At 40.7% G+C, this 20,518-nt stretch carries 4 protein-coding genes; 3 read left to right on the top strand and 1 reads right to left on the bottom strand.

What is annotated here, in order from left to right:
• Positions 1 to 52: 52 nt before the first annotated feature.
• Positions 53 to 1,738, bottom strand: coding sequence for a glutamine--tRNA ligase/YqeY domain fusion protein (locus ACZ1GR_RS09960; RefSeq protein WP_472608837.1), 1,686 nt, complete (start codon positions 1,736 to 1,738; stop codon positions 53 to 55).
• Between the two features lie 245 nt (positions 1,739 to 1,983).
• Here ACZ1GR_RS09960 and ACZ1GR_RS09955 point away from each other — a divergent pair, with 245 nt between their 5' ends.
• The 3 genes from ACZ1GR_RS09955 to ACZ1GR_RS09945 all read left to right on the top strand — a co-directional run bounded on the left by ACZ1GR_RS09955 (position 1,984) and on the right by ACZ1GR_RS09945 (position 20,515).
• A complete protein-coding gene (locus ACZ1GR_RS09955) occupies positions 1,984 to 4,242 on the top strand; it encodes a T9SS type B sorting domain-containing protein (RefSeq protein ID WP_472608836.1) in 2,259 nt (752 codons plus the stop codon).
• A 7-nt stretch (positions 4,243 to 4,249) separates the two neighbouring features.
• Entirely contained in the window at positions 4,250 to 6,415 is a 2,166-nt protein-coding gene (locus ACZ1GR_RS09950; RefSeq protein ID WP_472608835.1) for a PorP/SprF family type IX secretion system membrane protein, read from the top strand.
• 408 nt (positions 6,416 to 6,823) lie between these two features.
• Positions 6,824 to 20,515: a T9SS type B sorting domain-containing protein gene (locus ACZ1GR_RS09945; RefSeq protein ID WP_472608834.1), complete on the top strand. Its 13,692-nt coding sequence runs from the start codon at positions 6,824 to 6,826 to the stop codon at positions 20,513 to 20,515.
• Positions 20,516 to 20,518: the final 3 nt, after the last annotated feature.

Below are 20,518 nucleotides of genomic sequence, written 5' to 3'. Positions count from 1 at the left end.
CAATCAAATAGGATTTTCTTATACGAAGATTTTTCTTTCAAAGTCTTAACTATTAATTCTTCTGCTGAATTTTCGCCCAAGTATCCCTCAAAGTAACCGTACGATTAAAAACTAAATTTTCGGGCTTTGAATCGGTATCGACATTAAAATATCCTAAACGCTGAAATTGAAATTTTTCTCCAACCTTGGCTCTTTTGAGATTAGGTTCCAAATATCCGGTAATTGTTGTCAACGAATCCGGATTTACAAATTCCATAAAGTCTTTGTCCTTATGTCCATCAGGGTTTTCGTCATTGAACAGTCGATCATACAATCTTACCTCTGCGGTGATAGCATGTTTAATCGAAACCCAATGCAGGGTTCCTTTTACTTTGCGTAAACTTTCTTCTGTTCCACTACCACTTTTACTTTTAGGGTCATAGGTACACTGCACTTCAACAATATTCCCATCGGTATCTTTTGTGCATGACTCCGCTTTAATAATATATCCGCTTTTCAATCGAACCTCACCACCTAATTTCAACCTAAAGAACTTTCGATTGGCTTCTTCCCTAAAGTCTTCTTGCTCTATATACAGCTCTCTAGAAAATGTTACTTCCCTCGTACCTGCACTTTCATCTCCTGGGTTGTTTTCGGTTTCCAATAATTCCTCCTTATCCTCAGGGTAGTTTGTAATCACTAATTTTAAGGGATTTAGAACCGCCATTACTCTTGGTGCAATCTCATTTAAATGTTCACGAACGTGAAATTCCAATAATGAAACATCAACAAGATTATCGCGTTTTGCAATACCAATGGTATCTGCAAAATTGCGGATAGATTCCGGTGTGTACCCTCTTCTGCGCAATCCGGAAATCGTAGGCATCCGAGGATCGTCCCAGCTCGAAACAACACCTTTTTCTACCAACTGGAGCAGTTTTCGCTTGCTTACTATCGTGTGACTCAAATTTCTACGCGCGAATTCCCGCTGTTTGGGTCTTAATTTATCAGAAGATACCAATTGGTCTAAACACCAGTCGTAGAGCTCTCTATGTGGCAAAAATTCTAAAGTACATAGCGAATGTGAAACTTGCTCTAAATAATCGCTTTGCCCATGCGTCCAATCATACATTGGATAAATACACCAATCGGTATTTGTTCTGTGATGCGCTTTATGTAAGACGCGATACAAAATAGGGTCGCGCATCAACATGTTTGGCGAAGCCATATCTATTTTGGCCCTAAGCACATTTTTCCCTTCATCAAACTCGCCATCCTTCATTTTTTGAAAGAGTTCTAAATTTTCTTCTACAGATCTATCTCTATAAGGTCCGGCAACCCCAGGTTCTGTGGGGGTCCCTTTCTGTTTTGCCATTTCCTCCGAAGATTGGCTATCTACATATGCCTTCCCTTCTTTGATCAATTGAATGGCCCACTCATAAAGCTGCTGAAAGTAATCTGATGCATAACATTCTTTATCCCACTTATACCCAAGCCATTCTACATCCCTTTTAATGGCATCAACATATGCTTTTTCTTCTTTCGCAGGGTTCGTATCGTCAAAACGTAGGTTTACCGGGGCATTGTAGCTTTCGCCAAGCCCAAAATTTAGGCAAATTGAGCTCGCATGGCCCAAATGCAGATACCCATTTGGTTCGGGAGGAAAACGAAAACGTAAATCGTCTCGTTTATAATTATTTGCTAAATCTTCTTCGACAATATGTTCAATAAAATTGAGGGCTTTTTCGGCCTTTTCCATCAGAATTAATTTGTAAGCGCAAATGTAGGAAAAATGCGGTGTATCGTACGTTTTTCGAGTCTACTCCAACAAAAAAATCGAATTCACAACATATTTAGGGGTGTGTACAACAATAAGTTTCCATTGCCCCTAATATCAATCATATTTGTATATAGAATACCGTATTACCATCTGAGCCAGTGAAATACACCGTCTCAAAATCTTAAAAAGCAAGAAAAGCGACCCCAAAGCTAAACCATTGCCTTATGAAAGATGTAAACCTATGTAGAACACTTATGCTGACCGCATGTATTGCGCTGTTCACCAGCACAATAGCAATTGGTCAAGTATTGAACAAACCTGAGCCTGCACCAAATGCGAACATCGGAGCGACCTCTCCGTGGACCGCTGCATGTGCCTCTGCCGATTTCAACGAATACTTTATGAACTTCACTTGGAGCCCACCATTAGTGGACTCTGCCAATGAATTCATTCTTGAGCTTTCCGATGCTTCGGGAAATTTTGATGCCCCTACAGAGTTGGATAGGGTTAGTGACAAGAATACCAATTTTGATTTCGATTTTAGCTTTTCCCTAGCGACAGACGTGCAGGGTGATGGCTATCGCTTTCGTGTGAGAAGCACAAGTCCTGCACTTATGAGTCCAGAGTCAGACGCCTTTTCGATGTATTATATTGGGTATAATAACCCTATTCTTATTAGTAAAGATGGTAGCGGAAACATTCCACCTGGTGGGGTTATAGAAAATTGCAACAACGGCAATGTAACATTAGCGACACACAACGTACCAGACCCCGAGAATTACAACTATAATTGGTACCGAAGCGGAACCTTATTAAGCGAAAAAACAAACTCCATTACGGTGACCCAAGATGGAATGTACTTTGTGGAAATCGATTACGGCCCCAATTGTTCCGGTTCTGCAAATACTTTATCCAATACGATAGAGATTCAAACAGGTGCTTCTTCCGGAATCGCCATTGCTGCTTCTTCTGGCACTACTTTATGTGCGGGGCAGACCGTTGACTTAGTTGCAAATATAGATGACCCTACTTGGACCTATACGTGGTACCAAGATGGTACGGCAGTAACATCACCAACTTTAGGCGACAGTTCATTTACAGTGGATAGTTCCACAGCAAACTTTGAAGGAGACTACACCCTACAAATTGAGGGTAGTGGTGTATGTACAGAAACTACAAACGCCATCACCATTTCGAATGCCGGAAACTTTTCTGTTTCCTTAGGTAATGATACCAATATCGTTTTACTACCAAGCCAAACAAGAACCTTAAGCGTTTCTTCTACAGCTTCAAGTGCAACATACCAATGGTATAAAGATGGAAGCCCCCTCGCTGGTGAAACAAATACGACATTAGAAATTTCTGCTGTAGGTGTTTATTTTGCGAGAGTAACCGAAAATGGTGGTGCCTGTTCAGGAAACACAAAAGATTCTGAAAACACTACTGCAGTGTTACCAGCCAGCTTTGAATTTACTATTGATTTTTCAAGTAGCTATACTTCTTGTGAAAGCACAAGCGCAGTATTGGCTTTAACACAAATCAACGCGGTTGCAACGGATGGCACTAGAACCGATGTGACTGCGGACCTATCAGCTGACTTCTCTTATCAATGGTTGAAAGATGGCATAGCCGTAGCCGGTGAAACAAGTAATACCATTTCTTTGGCCTCTGCAGCTGAAAACGGCAACTACACATTAGAAGGTAGTTTAGATTCTTTTAGCCCAAACTCCAATGAAAGAAACGCCACATTGGCTAGCGGAGAAACCGTTACTATTAGCAGTACGGACTTAGCCCTTTGCGATGGCATCAATAGCGTTACCCTTACGGCAGACATTGATTTAGCGAATGAAACATTTACATGGACAAGGGATGGCAATACCGTCTCAACAACCGACCGTTCACTTACCACTAGTGAAACTGGGGTTTATGAATTAGAGGTGCAACGCACTGGTTGCCCGGTTAGATCCAATCAGGTTACAATTATTCAGTTTGATGAATCTATCGTTACTGTAGATGCTGATGAAAACATCATCTTTCAAGAAGGTAGTGCCCAAACTATCACTGCCTCAGGAGCCCAGTCTTACGAGTGGTACGATGAAGGCAACACCAGAATATCAAGTACTGACTCGGTCTCTTTGAGCGAAGAAGGAACCTACCTTTTGGTGGCCTCAGTAGGCAGCTGTCAAGTAACAAGAACCTTTACCGTTTCTTTTAGGGACAATTTTGCAATACCCAACGTAATCACAGCAAATGGAGATGGCATAAACGATTTATGGGTATTACCTAATACCTTTTCGAGAAAACCAGACGTGACCGTTATTATCTATAATGAAAATGGTGAAGAGATTTTAAATCAACCCGATTACCAAAACAACTGGCCACAATCGTCAACGGCATTTACCAAACAAAACATGATTTTCTATTACCGAATTCTTAATGGCGGTAAAACATTAAATCAAGGAACCATAACAGTTATTCGCTAAGCTCATCATGAGAAAGATTCAAGCACTTAGTATTCTTATAGTCACACTTATGTGTTCAGGCATGTATGCACAAGAGGAAAATCCTTTTTTGACCTACGAAGCCCCATCACAGAACTTAATAAAGTTCAACAGGTTTTTAATTAACCCAACATTTTCGACGGTAAGAGAAGATAAGTCTTATATTAATCTTTTTCATAGAAACCAATCGGTATCTTTTGATGACAACAATCAAACCTACTATCTGAGTTATAGCGGTAGAATAGGGGATAGGAGTGGTCTTGGACTAAGTCTTTATACTCAGCGTGAAGGTCTTTTTAGCAATCTTGGCTTATTGGCCAACTACGCCTATGGAATTAAATTAAGTGAAAAAAGCAATTTCACTTTTGGTGCCAACTTCTCGTATTACACAAGTGGTTTTGATGAAGGCCGTGCAAATACCCTAGACCCCGATGATGTTGTCTTAAATAGTTTAGATGACAGTTCTTTAATATCTTTTCAACCTGGTTTTAATATTTCTTACGGGCAATTTGATTTTGGTGTTTTTGCAGAAAATCTTTTTGATTATAATTTAAAAACAAGTGAGTCGAATACCGAGTTTAACGAGAAAACGTATTCTGGCCATTTACAATATACCCATCAGTTTAAAACTACTGAAGGTATTTTTGAAAGTGGTCGTCTTATGCCTTTAGCAAGAGTTAAAAGGGTCGGCGAAGACGGTTATACCCTTGGCGGAAATCTTATTCTTGACCTTCCAAAATTAGGATGGCTACAAGCTGGATATGATGATTTTTATGGCGCTGCAGCCGGTATTGGTTTTAATTTAACAAAGAATATTTCGTTAGGGTATACCATTGAAAAAGGTTTAAGCGAACAAGCCCAAAATTTTGGGGCTACTCATGAAATTTCGTTGGCCTATTCTTTTACTCCAAACTTGACGGAAGACCGTGTAATGCTTGAAAAAGATTATGAAGACCTTGTTGTAAATGAAGAGCCAGAAGTAGAAGAAATCTCCATAACCGAAAAAGACGCCTTGATAGCTGACTTACAACAGAAACTGGCCGAAAACGACGCCATTCTTGATGAGTTGTTGCTTCGTCAAGATTCTATTGAGCGCACTAGGGAGTCCGATCTGGAGCGTAGGTTCAATATGGTGATGCGAATGGTTCAGAGAGAAACAAATGGCAATCCTAATTTAAAGAACAAAGCCCGAAAGGCTTATTTTCAAGACGCGGATAGTATGGGCATCGCCAACAATGTTAAAACTGACAACCCTATTTCGAATCAGGGCATAACCAGTTCGGCTTCTACAAAACAGGGCATAGCCTTAAAGACGACTCCAAAAACTTCTCGTATTTCTAATAACGAGATAAAGACTTCTTCTAAGAAAGACGCAATTTCATTACAAAACAATATCAAAAAGAAAGCCGCTATAGCAGCTAATACAGATACTCCAAGTGCTGTAGTAAAAGATAAGATTTACCGACCAACTACGGCCAAGCCTTCTAAGAAGATAAACAGTAGACTAAAGGCCTTCAATATTCCTGATGTAGAGAGTGGTTATTACATTGTGGCCAATGTATACAATGGAGAAAAATACATGAACACTTTTTTAGAAGATTTAGAATCTCAGGGTGTTGATGCAGATTATATAGAAAATCCACGTAACGGGCGCAAGTATGTCTATTTAAAGAAGTTTGCCAATAAACAAGAAGCCATGACCGCCTATGCTTCAAAAATGGGCGGAACTTACAATAATGATATGTGGGTAATGAAAGTGAAAGGCACAGATGATTATACCAATGACATCGCCGCTACTACTAGCACATCTAAGTACGGGGCAAATACCCTTCAAAAGAACATTGTTGAGAACAACAAACAAAACCCAAATGAAGTAACTGCAAAAACCTATAACCTGAACGGAGTTGGTAGCGGGTACTATATCATCGCCAATGTTTTTGCAAATACCTCAAATGCAAATCGATTTGTGAAAAAACTAAATGCACAAGGTTTAAATGCGGGTTACTTTATTAATCCAGAGAACAACTACAAATATGTGTATTTGAAAAAACACGAAACTTGGAACAACGCACTTATATCTTATTATGATAGGTTAGATGATGCCTACGATGATAAAATGTGGATAATGCGTGTTAAGCCTAATAAAATAGCTTAGGCCAAGTTGTTTTGTATGCTTTAAAACTCATTACGCACCTCGAGCGTTTTCCGGTTCTCACTTTTATTTTCTCGAAGATCAGTCGACTTTTCTGTTGCCAAATCATGTAGAAACATATTCTTATCTCAAATGAACATATGTCTTTGTCTTAAAAAACGCACTGTTCATCTATGCTCTCTTGTTTGTAACCCCATTAAAACTAGGGCTTACCATGAGAAATCCTGCTTTCACAACAGAAAGTAACCCTGCTACAACAATAAGTTTACGACCTCAGTTTTAAGGCTAATCTTTGTTATTAGATAAGATTGTAGTAGCCCTATTTCAAATAGACAAATAGCTTAACTCTATCACTAAAACAGTGCCAAGTCGCCCCCGGTTTGGCCCAGTTTTATTAAACCGACGAACTAAATGAAACTATCTTTTAGGATACCAAAACCTACTTTTCTTTTTTTACTTTTCATACTCTGCTGTGTGGGTATAGCATCTGCACAAGAATACAATACTTTCGAAGTTAGATACCAAAGTAATTTAAGGGGTGACCTTACTTTTATTGGCAACAATATTCTTAATAGGGACAGCGGCACTAGTGGCGAAGGCCCGAACGATGACTATAATAATCAGCTCAACAACAATAATGGCTCCACCAACAATGATAGCAGTGGTTTCTACAATTACAATGATTTTAAAAATATGCAGTACATTGATGTAGATAGTGATTCATCTACATTTAGTTCAAGTACTTCAACATTTACATTTGAACAGGCCGATTGTAATTTAATTCGCTATGCCGGGCTTTACTGGTCAGCAACCTACCCTAGTGCAACGGCGAATGGCTCTTATAATAGTTCAGGCTATACCCCCAATACCGTAGCTGTCGGAACGGGAAGACAAACCGATTTTAACCAAGTGAAATTCAGGGTTCCTGGAGGGGCGTATGTAGATATTACTGCTGATGAAGTATTGTTCGACGGATTTAACAGTACCGATAATACTGTAAGACAAAATAGTCCATATGCCTGTTATGCCGACGTGACTTCTATGATTACGGCATTAGCCAATCCCGAAGGAGATTATACCGTAGCAAACATCAGGGCAACAACTGGGGGCTTGACTCCTGGGGGCGGTTCAACCGGCGGTTGGACCCTAGTAATTGTTTATGAAAACCCAACGGTAACCGGTAAGTTTATAACCACATTTGATGGTTTCGCAAGAGTAAACGGAACAAACACTATCGATATCGATTATAGTGGTTTTGAAACTATTCCTTCAGGACCTGTGGAAGCTGACCTAGGTGCCGCTACACTTGAAGGGGATTTTAGAATAGATGGTGACGGTTTAAGTATTGAAGCCTCAAGCAATTCAGGTTTTACCGCAATAGGCAACGCCACCAATCCAACAGATAATTTCTTTAACAGTAATATTACCTTAGATGGGATCGTAACTGCCAATAGAAACCCGGCAAGTACAAATACGCTGGGCTACGACACCGATATCTTCCGCCTAAATAATGCGGCCAACTCCATAATACCAAATGGTGAAACGGCAGCAACATTTCGGTTTTCTACAGATGGAGACCAATATTATCCCTTCTTTAATTCCTTCAATGTTGAGGTTATTGAACCCAATATTGTTCTAGAGAAAAGGGTAGAAGATATTGCTGGAAATGATATTACTGGCGCAGGTGTAAACCTGGGCCAATTTTTAGATTATGTGCTCTCTTTTCAGAATATCGGAAATGATAATGCGACAAACTATACAATACGTGATGTTTTACCAATTAATGTCACTCTCGATGAAACAAATCTAATCTTACCTGCTGGGGTTACCTATGTTTATACGCCAGCTACAAGAGAAATAACTTTTACAATACCCAATAATTTAATCGAAGAAAACGATCCTGCCTCTAGCATTAGAATGCGGGTAAGGGTAGCTGAAAACTGTTTTGATTTTATTGATGCCTGTACTGATCAAATTCAAAATGTGGCGTTTTCTACATACCGTGGCCAAATCAATACAGCACAAATAACCGATGACCCCAGTGTTAACGATTTTGATTCATGTGGTTTTGTAAATGCAGGTGCAACTAACTTCTTGCTAGATGACTTGGATGCCTGTGATTTTTCAAGAACGGTTCAATTGTGCGGTGATAGTGTGGTACTTGATGCCGGTGATAATTTTGATGCCTACTTCTGGTATGTAGATGAAAATAATGACGGTCTAATTGATGCAGGTGACACCCTTATTTCGGGTGCTAATACAGATACCCTTCTAGTAACTGAAGTAGGGACATATATTGTTGACAAACAAGTTGCTGACCCCTGTAAAGGTTTTCAAGAAATCATAACTGTTACCTTGTTTGGCACAACCCAAAGCAATCCGATAACAGCATTGATAAATGATACCTCAAATACTGTAGAAGGAGAGGTCGTCGTTTGTCCAAATGACGGTGAAGAACTGCCGGAAATATTCCTTTGTGGACTTAATGACACTGAACTTATTCAAATTAATATCCCTGATGCAGATAGTATTGTTTGGGAGCAATTGGATGAGGCAAGCTGTACTGCTGCTACTGAAGACTGTGCCAATAAAAACAATACCTGTACATGGAATACGGTCGAAACAGGAGGTGATTTTACAGCATCGGATGCCGGTCAGTATAGAGTGGTCATCAACTACGCCAACGGTTGTTTTTCAAGATTTTATTTTAACATCTTCAAAAACCCTCTCGACCCACAATTCAACAGCAGTGATATTATCTGTAATACCCCTGGTAACATTACTGTCACCAATATGCCTTTAGACTATGAATTTCAACTTGTTGACGCTACCAATGATGCCGTTTTAGTGCCATATAGTGCCAATAATGGTCCTAGTTTTGATATAGCGGCCAACGGTGCGTATCGCGTTGAAATGAGACAACAAGGTGTTGTAGATGGTTGTGTTTTCATACTTGACAACATAGGCATTCTCGATAGAGATTTTCAGGTTGATGTGACTACCAGAGATACTGATTGTACCGGTCTTGGGGAGATTTCAATTTCAGCACTTAATGTTGAAGCGCAATACTATTACGAAATCTCACAAGGGGGCACAACGGTTGATACGTTTGGTCCTTCCAACGACAACAACTACACTTTTGAAGGTTTAAATGATGGTGTTTATGATATCACACTAACCACAGATGACGGGTGTAATTATACCGAACAAGTAACGATAAATGACCTTTCAGATTTAGATCTCTCAGCAAGGGTTTCTCAACATATTACGTGTAGAGAGGGAAATATTCAAATGGACTCCTCGGGAGGCCAAACGCCTCATAACTATGCTATCTGGTCTTATGTTGATGATAACGGGGTTACTGTTACTTCCTATCCTACCGTTAATGATATTCCGGCTGGTGAGTTTCAGACTAGTGTGATTTTTGACATTCTTAATCCTGGAGACTATACGTTCGTTGTTGTTGATAGAAATAACTGTAGTGCTATTTCCAATACGGTAACTATTGAGTTTCAGCCTTCGGCTGATTTTAATCCCACTGTAATAACTGATGTTGCCTGTTTTGGGGATTCTAATGGCGCAATAGTTTTTGACCTGATAAGCAATAATGGCTATCAGCTTACCTTTTACCTGTTTGATGCAACTAATTTTGATGAAGATAGTTATGACGTTAACAATGCCTTGGCGACCAACGGCTCAGGAAATTTCCCTGGACTGCCAGCGGGAGACTACGTAATAGTTGTAAATCAGCGAAAGGGAAGTGCTTCCTGTGATTATCTTGAGTACCAGACTGTCTCAGGTCCAACCAGTGGCGTAACGGGAACTGCTGCCCTAACCCAAGATTATACCTGTACCCAAAACGGTGTAATTACAGTACAAACTGCAAGTGGAGGAGCTGCTCCCTACGAATATAGTATTGATGGGGTAAACTTTGATGGTTCTCCTGGCGCCGATGTTTTTGGTGGCTTAACGGACGGAACATACAACATCTCTATAAGGGATGCCAATAATTGTGTTTTTATAACACCAGATATTGTCATAGACCCCCTAAACCCAACAACCGATCTAACATTTAATGCTACTAATCCTGTTTGTCCCACATTGGTTTCTGATGTTACAGCAACTGTTGTAGGCGGTAATGCACCTTATGTGTTTGAGATAATTGCACCATCTTCTGTTACTGCTAGTTCCTCTTCCGGAAATTCAGCTGATTTTAATGGTCTTTCCCCAGACACATACACGTTTAGGGTAACTGATGCCAAAAACTGTGTTTACGAAGAAAATTTCACAATAGCTCCCGTTGCACCTATTACTGTTGTTGGACAGTTGATAAATAATATCACTTGTTTTGACGATACTGATGGCGAAGCGCGTTTTACCATTTCAGACTTCAACACCTCTTTTGATTATACAGTGACCGGTCCTTCCAATTTTTCCGGAACCAACGAAACCAACGGGGTAATCAATTTAAATAACTTAGACGATGGAACGTATACCATCACGGTAACGGACAATGATACCAATTGTACCGCAACTACGGATGTAACCATCAATGGTCCTCCATCTGCAATTGCATTAACTGTTACTGAAACCCAGCCCACGTGTACAACCGTCGGTGCTGCACAAATTACAGCAACTGGAGGGTGGGGCAGTTATACGTTTGTCCTTAACAATCCAGATGGTTCTCCAGTAACAACGAACACCAACGGCGCTTTTGCAAACCTTACGCAATATGGAATTTACAATGGTACCGTAACGGATGTGAATGGTTGTGAAGAGCCTTTCTCTTTTGAACTTTTTGAGGCTTTTCCACCAGTACTTGCAGTAACACCAAATGATTTTTGTTACGATGACGCTACCGGTCTTACCCTTACGGCTACGGTAACCTCTGGAGGAGATGGAAATTTTGAATACAGTTTGAACAACGGTCCTTTTGGAACTTCCAATGTGTTCACTGGATTAGGTCCTGGGACCTACAGGGTGGATGTTAGGGACGGTAACAACTGTACTGCTTTTGTAGAAAATCTTGTAATCAACCCAGAGTTGTCCATAGTGGCAACAGCGCCAAATATTACAGCATGTGGCACTGATACCAACATAGACATTACAGCCGCCGGAGGTGATGGAAATTACGTTTATGCTGTTGTTACAGATGGAGTAACACCAAACTCAGGAGATTTTTCCACAACCAACCCAGTAACTGTTTCATCTGTAGGTGATTATGATGTTTACGTTAGGGATAATTTAGGAAATGCCGGTTATTGTGAAGCTGTTTTTGATATTACGATTTCCCAAGATCCAACCCTTGCCATTTCCTCTACTGTAACTGACGTGGACTGTTTTGGTGGCTCCAACGGAGCAATTACCATAATTGGTTCTGGGGGTGAAGCACCATATACCTATAATTTAAATGGTGGCGCATTCAGTTCGGGAGCTACTTTTTCAAATTTAAGTGCTGGCAACTATACCATCGGCGTGCAAGATGCCAATAGTTGTATAATTACTACAACTGTCACGGTAGCAGAACCAGACCAAATTATTGCAGAAGCGACACTCACACAGGCTTACACCTGTACTACACTTGGTGAGATTACTGTAGGTAATGTAACGCCAACATCCGGAGGTTCAGGAGATTTTCAATATAGTTTGAATGGTGGGGCTTGGACCACAAGCACTACGGGTGGTCACACCTTTACTGGTTTAACTGATGGAACCTATTCCATTCAAGTGCGAGATGCAAATGAAACCAGCTGTTCCATTTCGTTGGCAGATATTGTCATCGCACCGTTGCCCGCTGAACCTACTTTGAGCTTCAACACAGATTACGATTGTGATGGTAACGCAACTATCACGGTATTGCCAAACGACCCCAGTTATACCTATTCCATAGACGGAGGTGCTTTTCAAGCAAGCAATGCGTTTGATGGAGTTCTTCCTGGCAACCATACGATTGCGGTGAACTATGGAAGCAATTGTACTACCAGTGCAGATGTCTTCGTTGACAGTGGAAATGCCTTTGCTGCTTCAATAACTACTTTCTCAAACATAAGTTGTAACGCGGGTAATGATGGCAGTATCACTTTTGAAGTTGAAAATTTTGATGCTACATTTGAATATCAAGTTAATAGCGGAGGATTTTCTGCGCCACAGAGTTCTACTCCTGTAACCATTACGGGGTTAACTGCAGGGGATTATGACATCGATGTTAGAACTACCGACAGTCTTGGAAATACCTGTACCGTTTCCTTTAGTCAAACACTAACTCAACCCAATGCAATTTTACTGAGCAACACCTTAACACAACCAACCTGTGTTGCAGATGGCTCAGTGATTGTTGTTGCAACTGGGGGGACTCCTGGTTATACCTATGAAATTAGTGGTCCAAATGGTTTTACGGCTGGTCCACAGAACAATGGCTCTTTTACCGGTCTTACGGAAATAGGGGTTCATACCATTACCGTTACAGATAGCAATGGTTGTACTGGAACGGACACTTTTACAACAGTTACCCCAGATAACCCGTCGGCAAGCATTGATGCTTCTTCTGATCTTTGTTATAGCTCAACCAATTTAGCTACAATCGTCGTTGGAGCTACAGGTGGTGCTGCGCCATATTTTTATAGTGTAAATGGTGGTGCCCAAAGAACCTCAAATACGTTCTCTGATTTAGTTCCGGGAAGCTACACCTTTACGGTAACCGACTCCAATGGATGTACGGATACTGTTTCTCAAGATATTGAACCGGCAGTGACCGCAAATTTGGTGCTTACCAAAGACATTGATTGTAGTTCGTCGCCCAATGCTGTTTTGACGTTAAATATTAATGGGGGATATGCTCCATATACTTATGAATTAAGTTTTGACGGTGGTGCATATGCTGCATATACTGGAGCATTGCCCTACAGTACGGGAACACCTGGAACCTATCGGTTTAGAGTAACGGACAGTGAGGGCTGTACAGGTGAATCAAATATAGTTACGGTAACAGCTGCAATAAATCCCCAAGCCACTGCGGATATAACTGAGCCTACATGTAATGGTGATTCCAATGGAATAGTAGAAATTATTCCTGACACTGCTTTTGGTCAAGGTCCATATGAGGTGGATTTTGATGGTGCTGGTTTCAGTAATCAAACAGTTTATCCTGGGTTGGCGGCCGGAACCTACTCCTACACGGTTAGGGATGCCAACCAATGTACTTTTACGGACACGGTAACCTTAACCGACCCTGCATTATTTACTGCTGATGTTACACCTTTTGATGTGAGCTGTGGTGGAGCCGGTATTGGAGATGTTCCTGGAAGAATTGAAATTGACATACCAGGAACCAGTGGGGGTGTAGCGCCTTTTACCTACACGCTTTATGATAACTTAAACAATATTGTACCTGTAACAGGGTCCAACCCTATCGTGAACACTTCTAGCACATCCGTTGTTTTTGATGGTCTTGACTTTGGGGATTATTACGTAAGGATTATTGATGCCAATGGCTGTGAATATTATGAAAATCCTGTTCGTGTTCTAGCTAGCCCTTTCCTTAACCTAACATCTAACGTTATTGTTAACTGTGCAACGGGGGGTACAGTTCAAGTAACAGCTGATAGTGGTTCTGGTAATTATCTCTTTGAAATATTTGGTCCAGGAACTGCACCAAATAGTACTACGCCTGGAGCTGGAACAGATGTAACTGCAACTTTTACCGGACTAAATGCAGGACAGACCTATATTTTTAAAGTTGAAGATTTAGACACCAACTGTTCCAGTTATGTTGAGGTGGATGTAGATCCTGTTTCCCTAATAGATGTTGTTCCAGACCCAACAGTAACAGATGTTTCTTGTCATGGAGACACCAATGGTTCTATTTCTTTTCAATTTGAACAATATGACGGAACTGTAACTGCTGTTAATTATGAAATTAGGGAAAGACTTACCAATAATCCTTTGGGGGGTGCCTATAGTGGAACAGCAACTGGACCTCCAGGACCTGGCCCAACTACTTTGGAAACGGTAAACAACATACCGCCAGGAGATTACGTGCTTTTCTTTATTGAAGCTACAAATCCTTCTTGCTCCAATACGTTTGAATTTAGGATTATAGAACCTAATCCAGTAGACTTAAGATTAGTGGACATCAATAATGGAAATTGTAACGATGATGCCCAGGTAACCGTTGTTGCTTCCGGTGGAAACGGAACATTTACTTATGCATTTGTTGAGGATGGAGCTTCACCTGTTGGTAACTACACTACAAGCAACTATGCGGAATTAGACCCTTCAGTAAATACGGATTGGGATGTTTATGTGCTTGACGGCAATAACTGTGCTGGTCCTGTTTTAGATATTACAATAGCTGATGACCCATCTCCAGAAATAACATTGACCGTTGATCAATGTACTGCGGTTGAGGGCGATTTTACAATAACAACAACCTTGGATGTTGCAGGTGTTGGTCCATATACCCTCCGATTGGATGGAGGGTCTCCACAATCAACAACACTGTCTGTAGCTGGGGATACTTTTGATTTTACCGGACTTAGTTCTGGAACACATACTGTGGAAATTATAGACGCAAACGGTTGTGGTGAAACAGAAACCGTAGATGTTTTTCCTCCAACGGCAGTTACTGCTGATGCTACCGTTCTACCATCATGTATTGGTGGGGATGGTGAAATTGTAATCACGGCATTTGGTGGTTCCGGTGTTTACGAATATGAGTTGTTCTATGCCTCTGGGCCTAACAATGGCCTTAGTGTTACTGGAGGAAGACAGTTATCGCCAACATTTGGTGGCTTAGATGGTGGTCTTTATACTGCTTTTGTTTATGATGTAACTTTTGTTGGGTGTGATTCTTCTACATCAATAGAATTAACAGTGCCAACGCCGGTGTCATTTACCACAGCACCTACAGATGTAACATGCTTTGGAGGTTCGGACGGAACCATCACGGTTACTTTAGATCCGGGAATGGATAATCCGCTATATACCTATCAATTATTTGATGTTACTGGATTGATCCCCCAATCCGGCGTACAGTCTTCAAACATTTTTGTGGGCCTTTCCGCCAATGATTATGTTGTTAGGGTGTACTCTGGTAGGGCTGGATGTTTTGCCGATAGACCAGAAACTGTGGGCTCACCTGCTCAAATTACGGTTCCAAACCCAACAGTAGTTGAATTTGGTTGTACTACCGGAAACAATCCTAATAATGCATCAATCACAGTAAATGACATAGCTCCTTTTGTACAAGGCGGCAGTGGAACTTATGTTAGATATGAATTTATTGAGGAGGATGATCCCAGCACGCTTCTTATTGAAGCTCAAGTGGTGGTTCAATCAGGAAATAATCCAACATATATTGAAACCGATTTTGCTGGAGGCTCCTATACCATAAACGTTTATGATGAAAACGGGTGTGTGGGCAGTACTACAGCCGCAATAGCTCCTTTTGATGAGTTGTTGTCTGCTTCTGTTGCAGTTGATGAAACAATCTCTTGTACCAACGGCGGTGAAGATATTACCATTACCGCAACAGGCTCATTGACCAATTCTACAGCTGATCCAGCCAATTATCAATTCAGAATATTGCCTAACGGAGCTTACCAAGCTTCTGGAACATTTCTTGATTTAGCCGCTGGCACTTACAATTTTGAAGCACAAAATATTAATACAGGTTGTGTAACAACTGTTTCCCATACGGTTGCAGAACCAAATACTTTTGATATAGTTGTTGATGTACAAAGTAATGTAATCTGTCATGGAACGGCTACTGGCGAAGTTGTGTTCTCTATTACCGATCCAACATACGCTGCTGGTTTTGATTATCAAGTTTTTGAGCAAGTGACCAACACTCCAGTTACAGGTGTTCTAAACCATGCCAACCTTGGTCCAACACCAGTATTAAATTTAAATGCTGGCGATTATTACGTGGTCATTACACAAGACAACAATCCATTTTGTACGAATCAAGAAAACTTTAGTATTGCTGGTCCAGATGCTGCTATTACAGGCGATAGAATTGTAACTGAAATTACATGTGTTCCTGGAAACGATGGTGTTATTGAAATTGTAAATGTAGAAGGCGGATGGGGCGGATACCAATACTATGTGAGTACAACACCAAACCCTGATCCAACGGACATTTCCAACTATGGGCCAAATCCAAGGTTTGAAAACCTAACCGCTGGAACTTACGAAGTTTGGGTGATAGACCAATTTGGTTGTCCTGAACAATTAACAGATGTTGTTTTAGCTGACCCAACACCTATTATTGCGGACTTGCAAATTAACAACTATAACTGTACCAACCTAGAAGGAGAAATAGAGGTGGTTGGTATTCCGTCTACCAATCCGGTAAGCGGAGGACAAGGAAGCAATTATACGTATCAATTGGTAAGAAATGGTTCTAACGTGGGCTCTCCTCAGACTTCAGCAATCTTCTCAGGGCTTGGTGCAGGTTCTTACGAAGTTTACATTCTAGATCAATGGGGTTGTGATACAACCGTTGGTCCTGTTGTCCTAACAGATGCAATGACCGCAACAGCTAATGTTGTAAAACAAATTGATTGTACGGTTGATCCAGGTGGTCAAATAACAATAAACGTAAACGGTGGGTCATCAAACTTGGATTATACTGTTACGTATCCCGACCTTACTACCGTTGTTTCACAAAACAATGGAATTTTTACCAATCTTACACAAGATGGGGAATATGTGTTCGTAATAACGGATTTAGACACTGCCACTCCGTGTACTTATGAGGTAAGGCAATCCTTGGATGCGCCAGTAACGCCAATTCTTTTGGATGCCGTAATAGAAAATGTTAGTTGTTTTGGTGGCAGCGATGGCAGTATTACCGCGGTGCTAGATGGAACAACTGACACAAATCCAGTGTATCAATACGAACTCATTGGGTTAAGTGCCGGGGCCCCAAACAGGCCTTTACAGGACAGTCCATTGTTTAGTGACCTGCCTGCTGGTGATTACCAAGTTCGCGTAATCTCTGGTAGAGGATGTGAGGATGTGAAAAACGAAACTGTAACGCAACCCAATACACTACTTGCTTCGGCGACTGCAACTCCTTTTTCTTGTAATGTCAACAACACAGTGAATACCTCCACGGTTGAGGTTGCCGCGACTGAAGGTACGGCGCCATACGTCTATAGCTTTGATGGCAATGGTTTTGGTTCGTCCAACACTTATCAGGTAATTGATAATGGTGTTGTACAAACCATAAATTATATTGTAAGGGATTCCAATGGTTGCGAATACCCAGATAGTATTTCCATTGATCCATTGAACACTTTTACAGCATCTATAGTTGTAAATACGGATATAACTTGTGTGAATCCGGAAAACATTACAATTACAATAAATGAGAGCAACCCAACAGGACATACCTATACGTTTGAATTGCTGCCAATAGGAAATCCTAACGGTTCCAACGCAAGCTCAACTAGTACTTCTTCCACATTCAACTTAACTGCTGCAGACACCTATACATTTAGGGTTACTAACGATGTAACGGGTTGTTATGTTGATGTAGTGCATGTAATTGATGCGTTCGATTTAATAGATGTGACCGCAGTTGCAACAACCCCAGTTACTTGTTTTGGTGATACTAATGGCGAATTGGAAGTTACAATTAATGATTACATAGGTTCCTTCAGCTTTGAAGTCTTTGATCAAAACAATGTTTCTGTTCAAACCAATACGGGGACATCCAATGCCAATCCTTTTACTTTAGCTGTAAGCGGTCTTTCGGGTGGTAATTACTATGTTAGGGTAACCGAAACCGGTGCTGGAAGTTCATTGTGTAATGATGATACGAACATGGTGACCATAGTCTCTCCAGATATGGCCTTAACCGCAATCGTAGATTCTGTTGCGCCTGCAACATGCTACAACGACAGAGGTGAGATTCTCGTTGATCCTTCTGGTGGTTATGCTCCTTATGATATAACCTTAACCAATAACTCAACAGGAGCTGTAACACAGGTAGATAATGTAAACAGCCATATATTTACTGGTTTGTCTGCGGCAACCTATTTGGTAAGAATAGTTGATGCAAATAATTGCGAATTATTGGATTCTGAGGCTATAATAGCTCCAACCCCAATAATAACAGATATTAACGCGTCTACCTTAATGTTACAGTGTAATGGTGATACAAATGCTTCTGTATTTGCAGACCTTCCTACTGGTGGTAGCGGTGAATACCAATATGTTCTGAATGAATATGCGAGCTTTGGTGACACCACTCCAATATTTACTTCTGGCGCACAAACAAGTCTGACTTTTAATAATCTTGGTGCTGGGGTGTATAGTATTACTGTTGTTGATGGTTGGGGATGTGATGTAACTACAAACCATGTTCAAATAGATGAGCCTACAGAAGTAATGCCAAGTCTTGTGCAATCTGCCGAGATGACCTGTACCACAGGAGCAGAGTTAATTCTGACCGCTACAGAGGGTACGGCTCCATACTTCTTTTATAATGATACTACGGCAAGTTGGGAGCCCTTCAACAATGGAAGCTCACATACTTTTAGCAACGTAGTGCCTGGGGATTACCAATTTGTGGTAAGGGATGCCAATGATTGTGAAGTGCCTTTATCCAACCAGATAAGTGTTGAGCCTGTGCCACCATTAGAAATTACCATTGATGATAGCGCTGCGTTCATAAATTGCACAGGAGAGGCTTCCGCAACAATTGTTGCAAATACAACTGGTGGTCTTGGCAATTACAGTTATGAGTTGTTTGGTGATGCTACTTTAACAAATCTTATTGCAGGCCCACAATCTGAAAATACGTTCAGTGGTTTGCCTGCAGGAAGTTATTATGTTAGGGTAACCAGCGATGACTGCGTTGAGGTTGCTGGTGAAACGTTAATTGTTGATCCTGCACCGCTTCAAATTGATAGGGAAGAGTTTACAAATATTACTTGTGCTGGAGAAGAAAATGGAACCATTACTGTTGAGGTTTCTGGTGGTACTGGCGAAATTCTTTATGCGATTTCTCCAACTTTAAATCAGTTTGATACGGTGAATGTTTTTGATGATTTAGCTCCTGGAGATTATGATGTTATTGCTCAAGATGTAAACGGTTGTTTTATAGCATTTGATTTTACAATTACTGAACCTCAGCCATTACAAATGGATGCGGTCGTCGTAACTAATGAAATTTGTGAAGGAGATCAAGATGGGTCTGTTGAGGTTGAAATTACAGGGGGTACCGCTCCATATAGCACGGCATTTAATTCAAATGCTGATGCAGACTTTGTGCAAGATCAAACTTTGTTTACTGATTTGGCGGCTGGAACGTATGTAATATTCGTAAGAGATGCTCAAGGATGCGAACAAAACATCATAGTAGAAATCGAGTCTGGTGTGAACTTAAATGCCACGGTTACTCCTATTTATGAATGTACGGGCGATACTCCAGATAATTATATCAATGTAGCATTAGAAGACCCATCCATAGGCTCAGATGTGTTATATGGATTGGATTCCAATCCAATGCAATTGGAGCCCAATTTTACAAACATGGCGCCTGGCCTACATACCCTAACTATAGCACATGCTAATGGGTGTATCAATACCATTGAATTTGAAATTCAAAACTTTGAGCCTTTGACCTTGGTTTTAGAACAAAACAATGTTAACGAAATTACTGCCGTCGTAACAGGAGGTTTAGAAGATTATACCTACTATTTTGATGGTAATGATAATGGAAACAATAATGTCTATTACATTAATAGAACTGACACCTATACGGTGCGGGTAGTTGATGCCAATGGTTGTGAGGCCATTGCTCAAATAGAAATGGAGTTTATTGATATTGAGATACCAAATTTCTTCACACCGGACGGCGATGGTACAAGAGACACTTGGATTCCTGATAATCTTGAAGGGTTCCCAGAGATACTAATTATACTTTACGATCGTTATGGTAGAAAGCTCGGTGAAATGGGCCAAGACCATAGAGGTTGGGACGGAAAATACCAAGGCCATGAATTACCAACAGGTGATTATTGGTATGTGATTAAACTTAATGGAGCAAATGACGAAAGAGAATTTGTTGGCCATTTTACCCTATACAGATAATGT

The organism is Croceitalea sp. W27, assembly GCF_055693185.1.
The sequence above is the reverse complement of the archived record's forward strand: the minus strand, read 5'-3'. Positions and strand labels throughout refer to the sequence as shown.

What these genes read in the sequence shown, in the direction of transcription:
- ACZ1GR_RS09955 (WP_472608836.1), top strand. Translation starts at nt 1,984, where the DNA reads ATGAAAGATGTAAACCTATGTAGAACACTTATGCTGACCGCATGTATT.
- ACZ1GR_RS09945 (WP_472608834.1), top strand. Translation starts at nt 6,824, where the DNA reads ATGAAACTATCTTTTAGGATACCAAAACCTACTTTTCTTTTTTTACTT.
- ACZ1GR_RS09950 (WP_472608835.1), top strand. Translation starts at nt 4,250, where the DNA reads ATGAGAAAGATTCAAGCACTTAGTATTCTTATAGTCACACTTATGTGT.
- ACZ1GR_RS09960 (WP_472608837.1), bottom strand. Translation starts at nt 1,738, where the DNA reads ATGGAAAAGGCCGAAAAAGCCCTCAATTTTATTGAACATATTGTCGAA.